This is a genomic window from Streptomyces sp. NPDC058000 (assembly GCF_042886435.1).
Lineage (GTDB): Bacteria > Actinomycetota > Actinomycetes > Streptomycetales > Streptomycetaceae > Streptomyces.
This window is the reverse complement of the sequence record NZ_JBHVQS010000062.1, coordinates 36,924-53,556: the sequence shown is the minus strand read 5'-3', so window position 1 is coordinate 53,556 and position 16,633 is coordinate 36,924. Positions and strand designations below refer to the sequence as shown.

12 protein-coding genes and 3 pseudogenes are annotated in these 16,633 nt (G+C 69.0%); 9 read left to right on the top strand and 6 right to left on the bottom strand.

The annotated features are described in order from the left end of the window. Positions 1–109 precede the first annotated feature (109 nt). Positions 110–1,438, bottom strand: coding sequence for an IS701 family transposase (locus ACFVT2_RS36390; RefSeq protein WP_390025123.1), 1,329 nt, complete (start codon positions 1,436–1,438; stop codon positions 110–112). 175 nt (positions 1,439–1,613) lie between these two features. Between ACFVT2_RS36390 and ACFVT2_RS36385 the strand changes: the two are divergent. Both ACFVT2_RS36385 and ACFVT2_RS36380 read left to right on the top strand, forming a co-directional pair. Next, a pseudogene (locus ACFVT2_RS36385) lies at positions 1,614–2,213 on the top strand (transposase); the annotation flags it as partial. A 74-nt stretch (positions 2,214–2,287) separates the two neighbouring features. Continuing rightward, positions 2,288–3,814 carry a hypothetical protein gene (locus ACFVT2_RS36380; RefSeq protein WP_390025121.1) on the top strand — a complete coding sequence of 509 codons (1,527 nt, stop codon included), beginning with the start codon at positions 2,288–2,290 and terminating at the stop codon, positions 3,812–3,814. Positions 3,815–3,884: 70 nt separating this feature from the next. Here the strand turns inward: ACFVT2_RS36380 and ACFVT2_RS36375 are convergent. Then, positions 3,885–4,018 (bottom strand): annotated as a pseudogene (locus ACFVT2_RS36375) (RNA-directed DNA polymerase); the annotation flags it as partial. Between the two features lie 2 nt (positions 4,019–4,020). On the opposite strand from ACFVT2_RS36375, the pseudogene ACFVT2_RS36370 reads away from it, so the two are divergent. Further along, positions 4,021–4,161 (top strand): annotated as a pseudogene (locus ACFVT2_RS36370) (IS5/IS1182 family transposase); the annotation flags it as partial. 398 nt (positions 4,162–4,559) lie between these two features. On the opposite strand, the gene ACFVT2_RS36365 reads toward ACFVT2_RS36370, so the two are convergent. Beyond that, positions 4,560–5,918 carry a serine/threonine-protein kinase gene (locus ACFVT2_RS36365; RefSeq protein WP_390025119.1) on the bottom strand — a complete coding sequence of 453 codons (1,359 nt, stop codon included), beginning with the start codon at positions 5,916–5,918 and terminating at the stop codon, positions 4,560–4,562. Positions 5,919–7,899: 1,981 nt separating this feature from the next. Here ACFVT2_RS36365 and ACFVT2_RS36360 point away from each other — a divergent pair. The 5 genes from ACFVT2_RS36360 to ACFVT2_RS36340 all read left to right on the top strand — a co-directional run bounded on the left by ACFVT2_RS36360 (position 7,900) and on the right by ACFVT2_RS36340 (position 12,738). Beyond that, positions 7,900–8,556, top strand: a complete 657-nt coding sequence (locus tag ACFVT2_RS36360; protein WP_390025133.1) for a YeeE/YedE thiosulfate transporter family protein — start codon at positions 7,900–7,902, stop codon at positions 8,554–8,556. Continuing rightward, positions 8,556–8,972: a YeeE/YedE thiosulfate transporter family protein gene (locus ACFVT2_RS36355; protein WP_390025117.1), complete on the top strand. Its 417-nt coding sequence runs from the start codon at positions 8,556–8,558 to the stop codon at positions 8,970–8,972. The genes ACFVT2_RS36360 and ACFVT2_RS36355 overlap by 1 nt, the downstream gene beginning before the upstream one ends. Positions 8,973–9,729: 757 nt before the next feature. Continuing rightward, positions 9,730–11,571 (top strand): tyrosine-type recombinase/integrase, encoded by a 1,842-nt coding sequence (locus ACFVT2_RS36350; RefSeq protein WP_390025115.1) that lies wholly within the window; start codon positions 9,730–9,732, stop codon positions 11,569–11,571. Beyond that, a complete protein-coding gene (locus ACFVT2_RS36345; RefSeq protein WP_390025113.1) occupies positions 11,568–12,200 on the top strand; it encodes a hypothetical protein in 633 nt (210 codons plus the stop codon). Before ACFVT2_RS36350 ends, ACFVT2_RS36345 begins: the two co-directional genes overlap by 4 nt. Before the next feature lie 22 nt (positions 12,201–12,222). Continuing rightward, positions 12,223–12,738 (top strand): Tn3 family transposase, encoded by a 516-nt coding sequence (locus ACFVT2_RS36340; RefSeq protein WP_390025131.1) that lies wholly within the window; start codon positions 12,223–12,225, stop codon positions 12,736–12,738. 24 nt (positions 12,739–12,762) lie between these two features. On the opposite strand, the gene ACFVT2_RS36335 is transcribed toward ACFVT2_RS36340, so the two are convergent. Genes ACFVT2_RS36335 through ACFVT2_RS36325 form a run of 3 tightly spaced genes read right to left on the bottom strand, consistent with a single transcriptional unit; the run spans position 12,763 to position 15,937 of the window. Then, positions 12,763–14,538 carry an FtsX-like permease family protein gene (locus ACFVT2_RS36335; RefSeq protein WP_390025111.1) on the bottom strand — a complete coding sequence of 592 codons (1,776 nt, stop codon included), beginning with the start codon at positions 14,536–14,538 and terminating at the stop codon, positions 12,763–12,765. Positions 14,539–14,540: 2 nt separating this feature from the next. Then, positions 14,541–15,398 (bottom strand): ABC transporter ATP-binding protein, encoded by an 858-nt coding sequence (locus ACFVT2_RS36330; RefSeq protein ID WP_390025109.1) that lies wholly within the window; start codon positions 15,396–15,398, stop codon positions 14,541–14,543. Continuing rightward, on the bottom strand, positions 15,395–15,937 hold the full coding sequence (locus ACFVT2_RS36325; protein WP_390025107.1) for a PadR family transcriptional regulator: 543 nt from the start codon (positions 15,935–15,937) through the stop codon (positions 15,395–15,397). Before ACFVT2_RS36325 ends, ACFVT2_RS36330 begins: the two co-directional genes overlap by 4 nt. A gap of 333 nt (positions 15,938–16,270) precedes the next feature. Between ACFVT2_RS36325 and ACFVT2_RS36320 the strand changes: the two genes are divergently transcribed. Then, positions 16,271–16,504, top strand: a complete 234-nt coding sequence (locus ACFVT2_RS36320; protein WP_390025129.1) for a helix-turn-helix domain-containing protein — start codon at positions 16,271–16,273, stop codon at positions 16,502–16,504. Positions 16,505–16,633: the final 129 nt, after the last annotated feature.

Below are 16,633 nucleotides of genomic sequence, written 5' to 3'. Positions count from 1 at the left end.
GTAAGAAGGGCGTCCAGGCTGGTAGTCACACACGAGCCAACGGGCGCCCTTCGTCATGGTCGCGGCCAGCACGAACATCGGACTCATTCATCTAGCGGTGGTTTGTTAATCAGGGCGGTAGAGGTTGATGGGTCTGCCTGTGGTGACTGCGTCGATCAGTGCCTGTAGTTGGTTGGGGGGTGGTTTGTTGGACCATGCCTGCCACCAGCGTCGTAAGGTGATCGACGGGTTCAGCCAGCTGCGGACTTGGCGAATCGCCTTGGGTCAGCTGGGTGGTTGGGGCTGGTGGGAAGGGGGTGGTCCCCCTCTCTGTCCGCTCGTTGCGGCGGTCGGTTGCGTCGGTTGGAGACTCTGGTGGGGGTTGGGGTGGGTCTGGTTGGTCGAACCAGGTGGCCCAGCAGAAGGAGAACGCGCAGTTGACCAGGGTCTGGTGGCGGCGGATCGCGATGTCGGAGCGTACTTGGAAGTCGGCCCAGCCGAGTTCGTCCTTGACTTGTTTGTAGCTTTGCTCGATCCAGTTGCGGACGGCGTAGATGCGGACGACTTCGGCGAGGTCGGCCGGCGGGTGAGGGCTGTCAGCCGCCCGCGGGCCCTGTGGCCGGGGCAGGTCGGTGGCCAGGTACCAGGTGCCGTTGTCCGGCAGTGTGGCTGGGTCGGTGGTGGCCACTACCAGCCGTGTCGTCCCGTTTGGGCCCCACCATCCCAACGTGGCGTCGGCGGCCCACCGGGTAGCGGTGTGTCCGTCGCGGAAAGTGCGGGTGACCGGGCTCCAGTCGCGGGGGTCCTCCAGGCCGTTCCACGCCAGGCTGCGGGCAGCGTCGAGGGGGGTGTATGCCTGGTCGCCGTAGGCCCACACCCCGCGACGGCGTTTGAGGGCCAGGACGAATGGCACTCCTGCCTGGCTCAGTTCGCCGCGGAAGGCGTCCACGTCGCCGTAGGCGCAGTCCGCGACCGCCGCGCGGAACGCGATGCCCGCGGCCTGCGCCCGGCCTGCCAGGGCGGCGGCGATCCGCCGTTTGGTGCGGAAGGCGGGGTCGTTCTTGCCCTTGCGGAAGTGGTGGGCCGGGGTGTAGGGCACCGCGTGCAGTGGGTAGTACAGGCGCTCGTCGGCCCACAGGGTGGTCACGGTGACCACACCGTTGTCGGTCTTGCCGTACCGGCCCAGCCACTGGTGGCCCACGTGTGCGGTCGCTTTCCCGTCCTTGCGGTCGCCGGAGTCGTCGATGACCAGCACACCCTGTTCGTGCGGCGCGGTCGCCGGGTCGTCCAGGAGAAGTTCCAGGCGCCGGTCGTTGACCCGTTCGCAGTCCCATGTCGACTCCGACAGGAAGAACTGCAGACGTTGCACGGCCCGGTGCTGGGCCCCGACGACCGGCTCGGCGCCCGCCAAAGACGTCAGCGTCTTGTTCCGATCCCGCGGTGCGAGCAAGCCCGTCAAGTACTGCCGAAATCCTCCGCGTTGAGCCAGCGTGCCGAACAAGTCGTCGAAGCGAGCGGCATAGCCTTCCAGCGGACCCGGCGCCGGCGGACACGGAACACGAGCGGTCATGACACCACACCCCCTACAAGGAGCAATAGCGCAGACACACTCCGCCGCCAACAAACCACCGCTAGGTGTCTTCGCCCGGCTCAAGCAGATCGCGCTGGACTCCTACGACCGGATCGTCGGCCTCGTCCTCGACCAGATCGCCGTGGATGGCTCCATCACCAAGGCTCCCGGAGGCGGCGAGGTGGCCGGTCGCTCACCGGTCGACCGCGGCAAACAGGGCCTGAAACGCTCGGGCATGACGGACGGGTACGGCATTCCACTGGGTCGTGTCCTGGCCGGTGCCAACCGCCACGACTCCCCGCTGCTCGCCCCGACCCTGGACCGCCTGGACGACCTGGGGCCGTTACCCGATGACATCACCGTGCACCTGGACGCCGGCTATGACTCGGACAAGACCCGCACGCTGCTCAGCGAACGCGGGCTGCACGGACGCATCGCACACAAGGGTAAGAAAGCGCCCATCCAGGCCAGCCAGCGTTGGCATGTCGAACGCACCCACGCCTGGCAGAACGCCTTCTCCCGCCTCGCCCGCTGCTACGAGCGGCGCACCACCGTCATCGACACATTCTTCGACCTCGCCGACACGATCATCACCGTGCGTAGCCTGATCCGGCAGGTATGGACGACTCACCGCTGGGACGAACGCCCGAACCGCCGACCGTGACCGCACCCCTATCCGCACAGCCCGTTACAGAGGCCGCGAGTCCGCTGTCAGTGGACGGTGTTACGTTCTGTGACATGACCGATCACGCGCTACGGCTGCTGCGGCAGGACCGCCGCCTGGCCGAACTGGCAGCCTTCCCCTTCGACTTCGACCTCGACCGCGCCGCCCACGGCCATGTCGAGGAGGTCCGCCTCGCCTCGGGCGGGCCGCTGGAGACGGTCGCCGGGGACGACACCGGCGGTACGTACTTCGTGTGCGCGGACGGCTCGGTGCTCTACGCCGACTCGGAGGGCGCCGCGGGGATCATCGGCTCCAGTGTCGACGAGACCCTGGAGCTCGTGATCGGCCTGCCCGGCTGGCGCGACTACACATGTCTGTCGCCAGACGACGGCGAGGAGAAGATCCTGGCGTGCGTCGCGGAGACCGAGGACGAGATCCGTGAGTACTACGGAATCGACGAGGAGCGTGCCGAGCTCCGTGCGGCGCTGGGCTTCCCGAAACGCTCCCCGGTCGAGCTGGTGGGCAGGCTACGTGCCGCGCTGCTGCGCACCGAGCCGGACTTCGTACTGCTCAACGCGGATGAGGGGTGCGCGTACGACCGGATAGGCCCGGCCGGTCCCCCGCTGTGGGAGCAAGTGCTCGCGGCGGGCCGCGCCGATCTCGCCTCGTTGCGTGAGGGCGATCGCACGGCATGGCGTGAAGTCGCCGAGGACCCGGTGCGGCGCCGGATCACCCTGCGGGCCGCGCAGTTCGACCGCGCAGAGGGCGATCTGGAGCTACTTCGGCATCTGCTGCGGCACGAGACACGGTCATCGATGACCGAAGAACTGCGGCTCGCGGCAGTGCTGGTGGGGCTGCGCGGGGACACCGGAGATCTGCCGCTGCTACTTGAGGTCCGGGAGACGGACTTCGACACGGCGTGCGGCCTGGGCGGTATGCCGGAACCGGGTGCAAGCGCGGACGAGTTGCAGCAGTGGGCGCGGGCGCTCGACGAGTCGACGTTCGGGGCGGACCCGTCGGACGAGCCGGTCTCGACATGGACCGACCTGGCGCGGGACCAGGGGATGACGGACCTCGCGCGGGTGACGCTGATCCGCGAACTCGACAACATCTTCATGGACCAGAGCAGACTCCGCCGCCCCGAGGCGCCCCGCACCCTGGCCACGGCTCCGCTGAGCGGGCTCGCCCGGGACTTCGAGGAACTCGGAGACCTTCCCCAGGCGCTGCGCGCCCAGCGCCTGTACGCAGCCCTTCAGGAGACGGCATGGGACCGGGCCTCGGCCTGGCACACCCTGGCCCGCCTAGAGCGGGAGGCGGGCCGGCTGCCGCAGGCGGCGGACAGCCTGGCCGCCGTGCGCGACGCCCTGGCCACCCCAGGCGACGATTCACTGCGCCACTGGCAGCAGGTCAACCTCGGCCGCTTCATCGCCGAGGAGCACTACCGGCTCACCCACGCCCTGGCCGACGCGGGCCGCCCCGAGGAGACCCGTGCCCTTCTCACGGCCGCCGACGCCATACTCGGCGAGCTCTCGGAGAACACCGCGAACGGCATCCGCGAGCTCGCCGAGCGGACCGCTGCGAGAGTGCGGGAGGTTAACTGAGGACGGGCACGGCGTGCGGGCGGTCCGCCAGGAAGCCGTGGGTGCGGCGAGCCATGTAGTCGGCCTGTCCGGTGGCGTTCCACCGCCAGTCCTCCAAATGCTCGGCCTTGAGCATCCGCGGATCACCCGCAGAAATCGTCCATCGTGGATTCTCTTTTCCAGAACTACGAGCATCACCTCGTGATCCAGGCTGCCGAAGCAGTCTCCTCGTCCGCTGCTACGAGCGGCGCACCACCGTCATCGACACATTCTTCGACCTCGCCGACACGATCATCACCGTGCGTAGTCTGATCCGGCAGGCATGGACGACTCACCGCTGGGACGAACGCCCGAACCACCGACCATGACCGCGTATCCCTATCCGCGCGGCCTCTTAGCCGCGCAAGCCCCGGCGAGCGGCGGTGTGGTGTGCACCGTGGCCGCCGACCGCAGCAGCTCTACAGTGCCCCGGCTCGCTGGCAGGAGAGGTGGGCGCAGCCGCCGACTGCGTCAGCCGCCGACTCGGGCCGGCCGACTGCGCCCTGTCGCCGGTGCCCCTTTCCGAGAAGCCGGCGCCCGGTCGTCCGCAGGTCGCCGGGCTTCGGTTACGCGCCTGTCCGGCGAGCAGGACTCGTGGCCGGCTGTGGGGATCCCAGCCCAGTGACCGACCCGCAGCTGACCGATGATCGGTGTCCGATGACGGCCGGACTGGTCACCGGTCACGCCAGATCCACCTCCACCGGTCACCGTGACCGATCGCCCCGCCTCACCGCGGTGGCGGATGGGCTTGCCCAAGGCCAACCGGGCTTGCCGAGCGTCGCATCCACCGGTCACGAGGGCTTGCCGCATCGGCCAACGAGACCTTGACGGGCCGCGGCATCAGCCCGTCACCTGCACTTTGGCGATCTTGATGGCATGCCTTTGGGCAAGCCTGCCTGAGAAGCGTGCCCGAAGGGGGAGGTGCAGCGGGGCTCGTGCTCGTGGGCGGGTTGGTCTGCGGCCCTTGCGCTGAGCCAGGGCCGGGGCCGGGCGAGAACCACACCATTCCCGCCACCAACGCCAGGGTGAAGAGGCCGGCGCCGCCCAGCACAGCCACCAGCGGGGAACGGCGGAGGAACGGCAGGTGTGCGCGGCGGGTCGCGGCCCGGTGCACGCTCGTCTGCCACTCGGTGTCCGCAACCGGGGCGAAGGCACGGTCGGAGTGGGCGGTGGGAGCGGAGAGGGAGCTTGCGGGGGCGGCGGCCCTTGAGCCGGTGACGTGCGGCCGGTCCGGGCGGCCGTGATGCTGGTGTTCGCTGGGCAGCGGTTCCCGCGCGCCGCGCCAGGCTCCGCGCCCGAACCAGTCCGCCACCTCCTCAGCCGTGGGTCGGCTCTCGGGCTCCTTGGCCAGCAGACCGAGCAGATAGCTCTCGAAGGCGGGCGGTAGATCGGCGCCGAGTTGCCGGGGTGGGACCGGGGCGGCATCGAGGTGCTGATGGAGCACCGCGATCGCACTGTCCGCCTGGAACGGCGGTCGGCCGGTGAGGAGTTGGTAGAGCACGCAGCCCAGGGAGTACACGTCGGATGCCGGGCCGGCGGTGCGGCCCAGGGCCCGCTCGGGCGCGAGGTAAAGGCTGGTGCCGACGATCTGCCCGGCGGCGGTGAGCGCGGCGCCGGGGTCGTCGAGGAAGCGGGCGATGCCGAAGTCGCCGATCTTCAGGGTTCCGTCGGCGCCCAGCAGGAGGTTGGCCGGCTTGATGTCCCGGTGCACGATGCCCTGCCGGTGCGCGGCGGCCAGCCCAAGGGCGGCCTGTGCGGCGATATGAGCCACGTGCTCGGCGGGCAGCGGTCCGGAGACGGTAAGCCGGTCGGCGAGGCTGTCCCCATCGACGAGCTCCATCACCAGGAACAGACGGTCTTCGTGCTCGCCGAAGTCGAGGACGGCGACCACATGCGGGTGGCTGAGGCGTCCGGCGGTCTGCGCCTCCAGCCGGAAGCGGGAGGGCGCGGTGGGGTCGGAGTCGTGAGGGAGCAGGAGTTTCACGGCGACCGGTCTGCCGAGCGTCTCGTCGAAGGCCCGCCAGACCTCCCCCATCGCGCCCCGCCCGATGGTGTCTCGCAGCCGGTATCGGCCCGCTATCAGCACTTGTTCTTCATCCTCATGCCCAAAGACGTCTTGATCGCCGTAAGCCATGACTCACCGTGGGGCGCGGATCAAGGTGCGGGATGCCGCAGCGGCCCCAGCGTACCGGCCCCGCAACCTTGTCTTTCCGGGCGGCGCAGCGCCCGGCTGCTACGGGCAGCCCCGCCGGAGGACAAGGATGCGTGCATGGTTGGCGGCCGAGTCGTGACGGCTTCGAGTCGCTCTCTTCACAAGAGCGCTGGATTGGTGACCATCTCTCGCCACCAGTGACATTCCAGGGGCACAGCACGCAGGAAGGAGTGACCCGATCATGAGGGTCGAGGCGCTCGCTCTCCTGGAGGGGGTACGCGGGCGCCGACCGCAGGAGCGGGCTGGTTCCCCCCGTGCTGGCCCGCTCCTGCGCGCATACGGCAGCCCGGGCGTCCCACGTGGCAGTGGCCCGCGGGCTGTCGTCATCAGTGAATCCCTCAAAGGCCGTCGGGTAACACCGCTGGCATTCTTCGGTGCAGCGGGCCCGCAGAAAGTGGATGAGGCCATCAGAAGAAGCGGATGCTGTCATGCAGAGCGCCGATGGCGTTCGTCGCGGGGCACGGGTGTCGGTGCTGGCTCTGCGCTCGGTGCCACTTGGCGCCCCGGAGTTCTGAAATCCGCGTTCTCGTGGCCCAATAGCCAACACCTTGAACTCAAGGGATCCAAGGCGAGTGCACTCGGATGATTACCTCATGCCGGTCTTTTCAGCCAATCGATGAGGCGAGCCCACCAGCCGCCCCTCGATCGGCCCGGTGGACTCCCGGGGTACCCAGGAGCGCGTGTGCGTCGCGACGCCCCGCCCTGTCGGGCTGGCACCGATTCCGATCGAGTCGTCGCCTCCACTGCGCGTTCACGCTTGCGTTCCGCGGGCTCACACATGCACTGCTGAGCCGTTGGCACACCCATGAGCACTTGGTCCACATGCCTTCCGCAGCCCTCATAGGTCAACTTTCGGCACGACCGACAGACAACACGTTGGCACATGATTACCCTCCCTTAGTTCTTCGTTTGATATCCATGATATTCACGCCATCACCACAAGGAACTCCAGAATTTACACCCCCTCCATAAACAGTTGACTTGTGTCAGTGCGGGCCGCGATCACGCAGTTGAATCACGATTCAGGCAGCCTCGCCGGCGATCGCAGATATCCGGACATGAGAGGCAGGTGTCGCAAATCCGTCGCGGAGAGTATCTCACCAAGTAGTGCCAAGTGACCTGTTTGGGAAAACTCCCTGAGTTGCTCGGAGCACCGAAACAATGGTTGCATCACGGCCGATCAAGGGATGGATGCACAGCGCCTTATTGTCACTGCCCGCCACCGCATTGCTTTTCAGACCGTCGACCGGGCACAGCGAGGGCAGGAATCGAGAACGGCAACCGCTCTCCCCGAACGGGTGGTGCGCCGGTCAGGAAGGAGCACCGTGGGTTGCTCTCACGCCGCAGGATGCCCCCTTTTCCCCCTACTTAAGGCGAGCTTGCAAGGTTGGCGCGAATACTACTGCGACAGCGCGGATCGATGGCTCGGCTGTGCGCGCTACCAGATGTCACTCACCGGCGAGCGCGTGCCGATCAGCCTGCTGCCCAACGGAGCCCGCGCGCGACACCTCGAAGCCCCAGCCGAGGTGGACCGATCCGGCGCCACTGGCCCGACGGCGGTCCCCCGACAGCCCCCGCCGCCACGGCCCGCTCCGGGGTCCCCGGAGCCCGGGTCCCGGCCCCAGCCGGCACCGCCCCGGCCACATGAGCACTCAGGACCTGGAACCGCGATACCGGAGACCATGGCCCAGTTCGGGGCAACACCTACACCAGCGGCTGTCCGGCATGACCAACCGTCACCGTCCCCACAGGTTGCCCGACCTTCGGACCGCCTCGCTGCGCCCGCTGCACCCGCTGCGCCCGGCTCAAAGCGCGGCTGGTGGGCTCGATTTGCCGATTGGATGAGAGGACCCGCATGAGTACCTACTGGCCCTGGTGGGCGGGCGCTATCGGGCTCGCTCTGATCACCATCAACCACACTCTCATCACCGACCGGTCTCTCGGAGTGTCGGCCGCGTGGGATCGCGTGCTGCACTGGCGTCGCGAACGCCAACTCGAGCGGATGGACGAGGAGTTCGCCGACGACCAAGCTCTGGCTGAGGCGCTTGCCGCAGCCACAGCGGAGCACTTCGGCGCCGGCGCCGGCGCGTCTACCGTGCCGCAGGAACCGTACGAGAAGTCGCAGCCGCTCGAAGCCGACGCCGAACCGGCGGCGAGTGAGCGCCCGGCAGCCACGAGCCTGCGCCCGGCCCCGCTGGTCACTCAGGCTGCCCTGCTGATGTCGATCTTCCTCGGTGGGTTCATCGCCGCGGTCACCTCCGGGCGGTTCCACCTCCGCTACGACATGGGCCCGGGTTTTCGGAACCTGGTCACCGCCGATCCGACCACCATGATCGCCGTGCTGTTCGTGGGAGGCGTGCTGGTCGGCTTCGGCACTCGGCTGGCCGGTGGGTGCAGCTCCGGCCACGGACTCAGCGGCTGCGGCCGGCTACGCCCGGTCAGCATCGTCGCGACCGCCGTGTTCTTCGGCACCGCCGTCGCGGTGTCGTTCCTCCTGTGGAAGGTGATCTGATGCGCACCCGGGGCACGATTCTGCTGGCCACCATCATCACCGGACTGGCCCTCGGTTATACCGTCACGAACATCGGCTTCGGCGACTACGCCGAGCTGAACCGCATGTTCACCTTCCAGGACCTGCGCATGTTCCTCTCCTTCGCGGGTGCTGTCGGGATCATCGTGTGCGCGTTCGCTCTGCTGCCGGTACGCCGCACCCCAGGGCGCATCCACGCCGGCGTGATCCCCGGCGCGGTGTTGTTCGGTACGGGCTGGGCGATCTCAGGTGGGTGCCCTGCAATCCCGATCATCCAGGTCGCCAGCGGATACCTGCCTGCCCTGATCACCATCGTCGGCGTCATCGTCGGTATCCGGTTGTGCCGCTGGGCCAACGCCCGATACTTCCACCTCGACCGCGGCTCCTGCGGGCTGTAACCAAGCACGCCCACCGACACGAGCCATGAAGGTTGGGGCTCTTGCTTTGACGATCTCCCCGACGGCCTGCGTCGCCCATGCCCACCTGGGACTGGGCGACGCAGCGCCCGGCTCCCGCGGCGTCACGGACCGCGAAGCGGCCGGGGTGCGAGCGGTTGCGTCGACGGCCGGCCAGAACGCCCCCATCAGCGTCCGGAAGACGGCCTCGTCGTCCTGCGCTGCCAGGTGGGGCAGGTACGGCGTAATGGCCGGATAGCGCTCGGGGGAGATGGTGTGCACCGCTTCTAGGGAACTCCATCGGCCTGCTGGAGAACGGGCGCACGGACGACATGCAGGGATCGGGAAGAACGACGCATGCCTGTCAGAGGCAGCTGTCACGATGGTCAGCATGGCTGCCAAGAGGTGTGACCGCTGTGATCTGTTCATCGGGGAAGGCTGCGACTGCCCATCAGACGGCTCAGCTCCGCGAGCCGAGGTCGCAGCGCCTTCCATGCGGGCCGTGCGACAGCGAATCGCTTCTCCCGACAGGATTCTGATCTCGCCGCACGGGGTGGCACACCGGCTGGGGGCTCCGCTGGGGTTCACGGAAAGATCGCCGGGCGGGTACGGTCCGCTCGTGCCGGTGGAGTTTCTGACTGATGAGTTCTTTCCGCTGTTCATTTCTGTCTCACGGAGCCTGCGGTTCAGTCTCAGTGACGGGTGGGGCATGAGGCAGTTGGGCTGACGGGAGTGCGCCGCGGCCCTGGGAGTGATCAGGGTGGAGCTCGCCTTCGTACAGTCGGGGTTGCTGGGCCGGTACCTGGACAGTGAGGTGGTCTCGGCCGAGGAGGTGGCCGCGCTGCTGAGGCGGCGGGGACTGCTGGACGGCATGCCGGTGTTCCTGGACGACGAGACGATGATGCCGCTGCCCGCTCTGTCCGAGTGGAGCCGGTACCTGGCCACGGGACTGCTCGACGAGACCACGCTGCGGGACTACGGGTGGATGGCGGCCCGGCTGGATGGCTATCTCGCCGGCTTGGGCAGCGATGTCCTGTCCGCGACGGAGTCCGACCTGGTCGCTTACCGCAACTGGCGGCGTCTGTGGCAGAAGAAGCCGGTCGCCGCCAGGACCTGGGGGAAGGAGGCGTCCATGCTGGATGATCTCTACCGCTTCCTCGTCGCGCGTGGCTCACTGCCGGCCCAGCCGGTGCGTCTGGCGGCCCGAGGTCGGAACGCCTTGGCTCCGGGCGTGCGGTCGAACATGGACATCCGGCACCTGACCTTCGAGCAGTACCGGTACTTCCGCGACGTCAGCTTGGGCGGGCAACTGCCGGACGAGCAGGTCAACCGGGGCTACCGGGGCTGGGCTCCGTTGCGTAACCGGGCTGGATCGGACCTGGCCCTGGGCACGGGGGCGCGATGGCGCGAGTGGGCCACAGTGCTGCTGCCCGAGATGGGGCTGTGGCCCGGGATGCAGGGCGGCAGCTCGGAGTTCGAGGTGCAGGCGTGCGCGAAGTACGGCAAGGCCCGCACTCTCTACGTCCCCGAAGACGCTGCCGCGTCCGCTGACCTGTTCTGCGTCCTCGAACGTCCGGAAATCGTCCGCGCTGCCGCCAGGACCCTGGAGCGCAAGGCCCGCGACCTGTTCGTCGTCGCCGGTGTCGACGTCGCCGGCGGCGTGGTACGCGGAACGCTGGATGGTCTCGACCGCGAGTTCCGTATGTCGGCCATGCCCGCCAAACTGCGGCGGATCACCCTCTACGAGGGCGAGTTCGGCCTGGAGGCCCTCACCTTGTTCGTCTGCCGGGGCGGGCTGATGCCCGGGGCGGACGCCTGGAGGGGGTACCGGCACCGGGCCTGGGAGTGGATGACCGCCCTCGCCGACTCCACTACGCCGCACCTGCCAGCACGCAGGTGGAGATGGCACGACCTGAGGCACACCTACGCCCAGATCCGCGCGGACGCCGGAGTGCCGCTGGACGTGCTGCAAGCCCTGATGTCGCACCAGGAGCCGTCCACAACTCAGGCCTACTACCGCGTCTCCCATCCCCGCCGCGTCGACGCCGTTCGCGCCATCGCCGCGAAGTACCGCTTCGACCTTTCCGGCGGCCGGGTGCGCCCGCTTACACCCGAAGCCGACATCGCCGAGCGAATCCGTGCAGGCGTCGGGTCGGTGCCGGTGCCCGCCGGGCAGTGCCACGAGATGAACAACGTCCGCGCTGACGGGCACGGCTGTCCGGTCTACTACCGCTGCTTCTCCTGCAAGTTCTTCACCACCGACTTCACCCAGCTGACCGAGCTGCGGCAACTGCGCGCCTCCAAGACCGAACAGCTCGCCCGCCTGGAAGGCGCCTACGGCAGTGTTCTTGCCCCTGGGCCGCTCACCGCTGCGCAACTCGAACTCCTGCGCCAGGAGATCGCACAGGTCGACGAACTGATCGGCAAGTGCGAGGCGGACCTTGACTCCCTGGGCATGCAGGAGCGGGCGACCGTCGACGCCTGGCACCACAGCAAGGACCGATTCGTCACAGTCATCCCCGTGGCGGCCGTCCTCGCCGGGAGACAACGGATCGAGACACCGACGATCGACCCGATCCTGCTGACGGGACAGACCACATGACCATCGCCATGACCGAATCCGAAGACCACGGTATGTCTGACATCCGGCGAACCCGCACGGTCATCCTGGACGCCGGCCGAGCCGCCGCTGTTCAACAGCGACGATCGGACAGCGAACGTTGCCGCCAACGCGTGCTCGACGTCCTCGCAGAGATGCGCAAGAGCCGGATCTCGCTGTCCGATGCCGAGATCACACGCCGGGCTGGCGTCAACCCCCAGTACCTACAGCGGCACGGCGACCTCAAAGCTGAAGCCATGGCCGTACGCGCCCACCTCGCAGGCGACCTGCCCCGCGCCGCTGCCGCAGCCAGCTCCCGCAGGGAAGCCACGCTCCAACTCGAAAACCGAATGCTGCTCGAACAGAACGCCGCCCTGCGCTTGAGCCTGAGCGAAGTCCAAGCCGAGCTCCGCGCCATCCGGATCGAGCAACTCGGAGCCCGCGCTCGCGACGGCCTGAGCATCCCGCCAACCCGCGATGGGGACCTGGACGAGATGAGGAGGCAGCGAGACACCGCGCTGGCAAGCAGCCGACGAGCCGAGGCCGACCTCGCATCACTGCGAAACGTCAACCAGCGCCTGATGGTGGAGAACAGCCGCCTGCTCCAGGCCACGTCCCAGCACGAGGCCTGAACCTCCCTATGAACATTGCACTCTGCTACCAGTCGAACATGCCATAGACCCACTGGCCATCGAGCATCAACCTGCGGAAACAGAGCTCACCGTTGCGCAAAACGGGCTCATCGACAAGACCATGCACCTGCTCGCCGTCGTCGACCCGGTCGACGACACCTACCGCCGCTTGATGAACCGGCAGCTCACCGTCCAGGAGTCCCGCCACCGGCTGGCCCGCACGATCTGCCACGGCGGCCGCGGCCAGATCCGCCAGGCATACCGCGAGGGCCAAGAGGACCAGCTCGCCGCCCTCGGCCTGGTCCTCAACGCCGTCGTGCTGTGGAACACCCGCTACCTGGGCGCCGCCGTCTCCCAGCTCCGTGCCGAGGGGCACAACATCAAGGACGAGGACGTCGCCCGCCTCTCCCCACTCAAGAACCGACACATCAACTTCCTGGGCCGCTACCTGTTCAACATCAAGGCCAGCGGCCCCGGCCAGGGCCTGCGCCCCTTCCGTGACCCGGACGCCGCCGAGGACGATGAGGACGACGACTGATCGGCGGCCCCAGCAGGGAACCCGTCAGGCGGGTTCAGCGTTGAGGACGTGCCCGGCGGGGCGGCGGGTGTGAACCCACGCGGGCAGGGCGGTCAGCGCTCCGACTGCCAGCAGGATGACGAGTGCGGCGGTGAGCAGCCACGATCCCGGGGGCGTGACCTGTACGCCGAAGAACCAGCACAGGACGAGTCCGGCCGGAATACCCGCCACCAACCCGGGCACAGCCGGTAGGAGTTGCGCAACAGAGAGCGCCGTGACGACCTGGCCGGGTGTGGCGCCGAGGGTACGGGTGGTGGTCAGGGCGCGCCGGGCCTGCACGGCGGTGCTCCAGCTGAGGAGCACGGTGTTGAGCGTGGACAGTGTCACCAGCGCGAGGGTGACGGCGAGCAGCACCTGGCCGATTTGGTCGGTCCGCACTTCGATGGGGCCGAATCGCTTGTAGGCGGGTTCCGCGTCGAGTTCGGCGTGGAAGGTGAGCAGCGCAGTGACCATGAGGGTGGTGGCGGCCGTACCGGCGGAGGCCAGGGCGGCGCGGCCGGGCCGGCGGGCGAGCAGCCGGATGCCGAGCAGCAGCGACGTGGGTAGATACGCCGTCACGGCGTTCAGGTGCGGGTGGTGCGTGAGCATGTGAGCGGGGTCGGCCAGGGCGTTGACGGTACTGGTGCGGGCGCCGCGCAGGGCGGGGCTGAGCGCACCGGTCACGGCGACCACGATGGCGAGGACGACCGCGGCGGCGATGGTGCGGGTGTCCGGAGGGCTGACGGTGTCGAGCAGCCCGGCGCTGGGGTCGACCAGGTGGGGTGCGGCCAGGGTCCCGGCGGTCAGTCCGAGCGCGGTGGCCAGGAGGGTCAGCAGCGGGTATTGCGCCAGCAGGACGGCGGTGACGGTGCCGGGGCCGGCGCCGATGGCCTTGAGTAGTGCGGCACGCCGGTTGTCGCGGGTGGCGCGTACGATGGCGAGCGCGGTGAGGGTGACGATCGCGGCGACGGCGAGCAGCCAGCCGCCGATGATCAGAGTGGGCTGGGTGTCCTTGATCATGTTCGTGTCCGTGTTGAGGACGTCCTGCCAGTAGTGGAAGTTGACCCAGCTGTCGGCGGTGATGGTGTGGACGGCCGGTGAGCGGCCGAACCCGTCGGTTGCAGCAGGGTCGGACAGCTTCAGGTAGATGAGGTGGACAGCCGGGGCGTCGCCTGCCGCCGCGCGAGCGTCGGCCGTGGTGAGCCACGCCATGCCGCCGTAGTCGGACGCCCCGGGCCCCTGCGCCGCGTCGCTCCACGGATACACCTCGATGGCCGCGCTGATCGCGGTCCCGACGACGGGAATGCTGCGCCCGCTGAGGGTGATGCTGTCGCCGACGTGCACACCGAGTGCCTGCGCCAAGCCGCGCTCGACCACTGCGCCGCCGGGACGCACCCAGGTCCCGGAGGTCACCAGCGGCCGGTCCACGGCGGACGGCGAACTGCCGCGCCCCACGACTGCGGAGTGCGCGGTTTGGCCGTGTGCCCGGATGGTGGTGTCGAACGCCAGGAACGGGCCACCGAGCGCGGTGACACCGTGCGCGTGTGCGAGGCGCTCGGCGAGGCCGGATGGGTCCGGGCTCGTCGTCGAGGCCATGATGTCGGGGCCGGCGGTGGCCGCGCGGGTCTTCGCGTACCCGGTGGACACCGCGTTGGTGGTCGCGGCGCCGAGTGTCAGGCTGGCGCTGGCGACGGTGACGACGAGCAGGAACATGACGGCCTCGCCGGGACGGCGGCGCATGTCGTGCAGGATCAGGCGCCATATCAGCAGCAGGTGTCCCATGGTCAGTCCTCCCAGCTCAGCAGTGCGCCGAGCCCTGTGCTGCTGCCGTGGCCGTGCCCTGTGCCGCCGTGGTTGCCGTCCAGGTGGGTGTCGTCGGCCACCGCCCCGTCACGCAGGGAGACGACGCGGTCGGCCGTGGCGGCGACCCGCTCGTCATGGGTGACCATGACGAGGGTCTGGCCGGCGGCGCGCAGCTCGCCGAACAGGCGGAGGATGTCGTGGGTCGCGGCGCTGTCGAGGTTTCCCGTGGGCTCGTCCGCGAGGACGACCAGCGGCTCGTTGACCAGCGCGCGGGCGATGGCGACCCGCTGCCGCTGCCCGCCGGAGAGCTCGGAGGGCAGGTGCCGGGCCCGGTCGGCGAGCCCGACCCGGTCGAGGAGTCCGGCGGCACGGTTGCGGGCGGTGCGCGGTGAGGCGCCGGCGAGCAGCGCGGGCAGCTCGACGTTCTCCGCCGCGGTCAGCTCATCCATCAGGTGGTAGGCCTGGAAGACGAACCCGACGGTGCGACGCCGCAGCCTGGCCAGCGCCCGCTCACCGAGGTCGTCGACGCGCCGCCCACCAAGCCACACCTCGCCCTCGGTAGGCCGGTCAAGACCGCCGAGAAGCTGGAGCAGCGTGGACTTACCGCAGCCGCTGGGCCCGGTCACGGCGAGCGTCTGCCCGGCCGGGACATCGAGGTCGACCCCATCGACGGCCCACACCACGCTCTCGTCCTCCCCGTACACCCGCGTCAGCCCTACCGCCCGCAGCAACGGCCCGGCCGCCTCAACGGGTTGGCGGCCGACCCATCCCGCGCCCGGGCTGTCGTCCGTACCCCTGCGCCGCGACCGGCCCCTGACCCGCTGGCTGTCTCTCGTCATCTGTTTCCTTTGCCTTTCCCACGCGGGGTGCGGGCGGACCAGGTCCGCTCGCACGCCTCCAACCAGCGCAGATCGGCCTGCAACCGGAGCGCGATGCCCTCCAGAAGCAGCCCGGCCTCCGAGCCCGTGTCGTGCGCAAGGGCGGCGTGCTGGGCTTCGGCGAGGCTGCGCATCAGCTCTCGCCGCCGGGCGTCCACGAGCGCGAGCGGATCGGCCAGGCCGGACTCGGCGGCGGCGACGAGCTTCAGGTGGAACTCCGTCACGTCCGCCCTGGGTCCGGCGCTCTCGTCCATCCATGCGGCCACCCGCTCCTGCCCGGCCGCGGTCAGCGCGTACACCTTGCGCCTCGGGCCGCGCACCGGCACGTCCTCACGCTCCTGGACGACCAGCCCCGCCCTTTCGAGCCGGGTGAGCGTCACATAGATCTGCCCCGCGTTCAGCGTCTCCCCCAACGGCCCGAGCGCCGCTACCAACCGCCTGCGCAGGTCGTACCCGTGCGACGGCTCCTTGGCCAGCAGCGCCAGCACCACGTCCTGCACGGACCACCCCTCCTCTACGACGCCTCAATGGATAGCGGTTAACTAAAAGGGCGTCAACCGGGACCCGAGCCCCATCCGCAGTCGGGGGACGTCTCGCCTCCGCGCCGCAGCGCCACATCACACGGTGCCCCTCGGCCCCGAGCCAGGACCGCGGCCCAGTACGACGCACGCGTACCGGCCGCCGCCTGACCGCGCTCCGGCCTTCAAGAAACCATGGTTATTTGAAGATCGGCGGATGCCCTCGACCGTCTCCCCGCTTCGCAGTGCTGGCCCGCACATCACACTGAGTTACTTGTCAGTTGGTTCGACGTTCGTTAACGGCAGGCCGAGTTCATCCGCGAACTCATCGTCCGAGGCACCAACGAGGGCCTGGACGCCGCCCGCGCCCGCGGCGCCCGCGACCTGCTCACCTGGCCCGAGAACACCGTCACCTCGATCGCCAAGCTCCTCGGCGTCAGCCGGAACACGATCTACAAGTACGTGCCCGAGCTGAAAGGCGGACGGATCGCGCTCGCCAACGCCACGGGCACACCAGGACTTCCCGGGCCCGCGCAACCTGCCGAGTAGCCGCATTGCCGCAGGTCAGCCATATCCGTTGTTTTCGCGGCCGATGATCCGGCTACCCCCTCCCCAACCGTCAGTCCTCATTGGCGGGTTCGGTCAACATGCGAGCCAACCAGTCCCAAGTACCGGCGA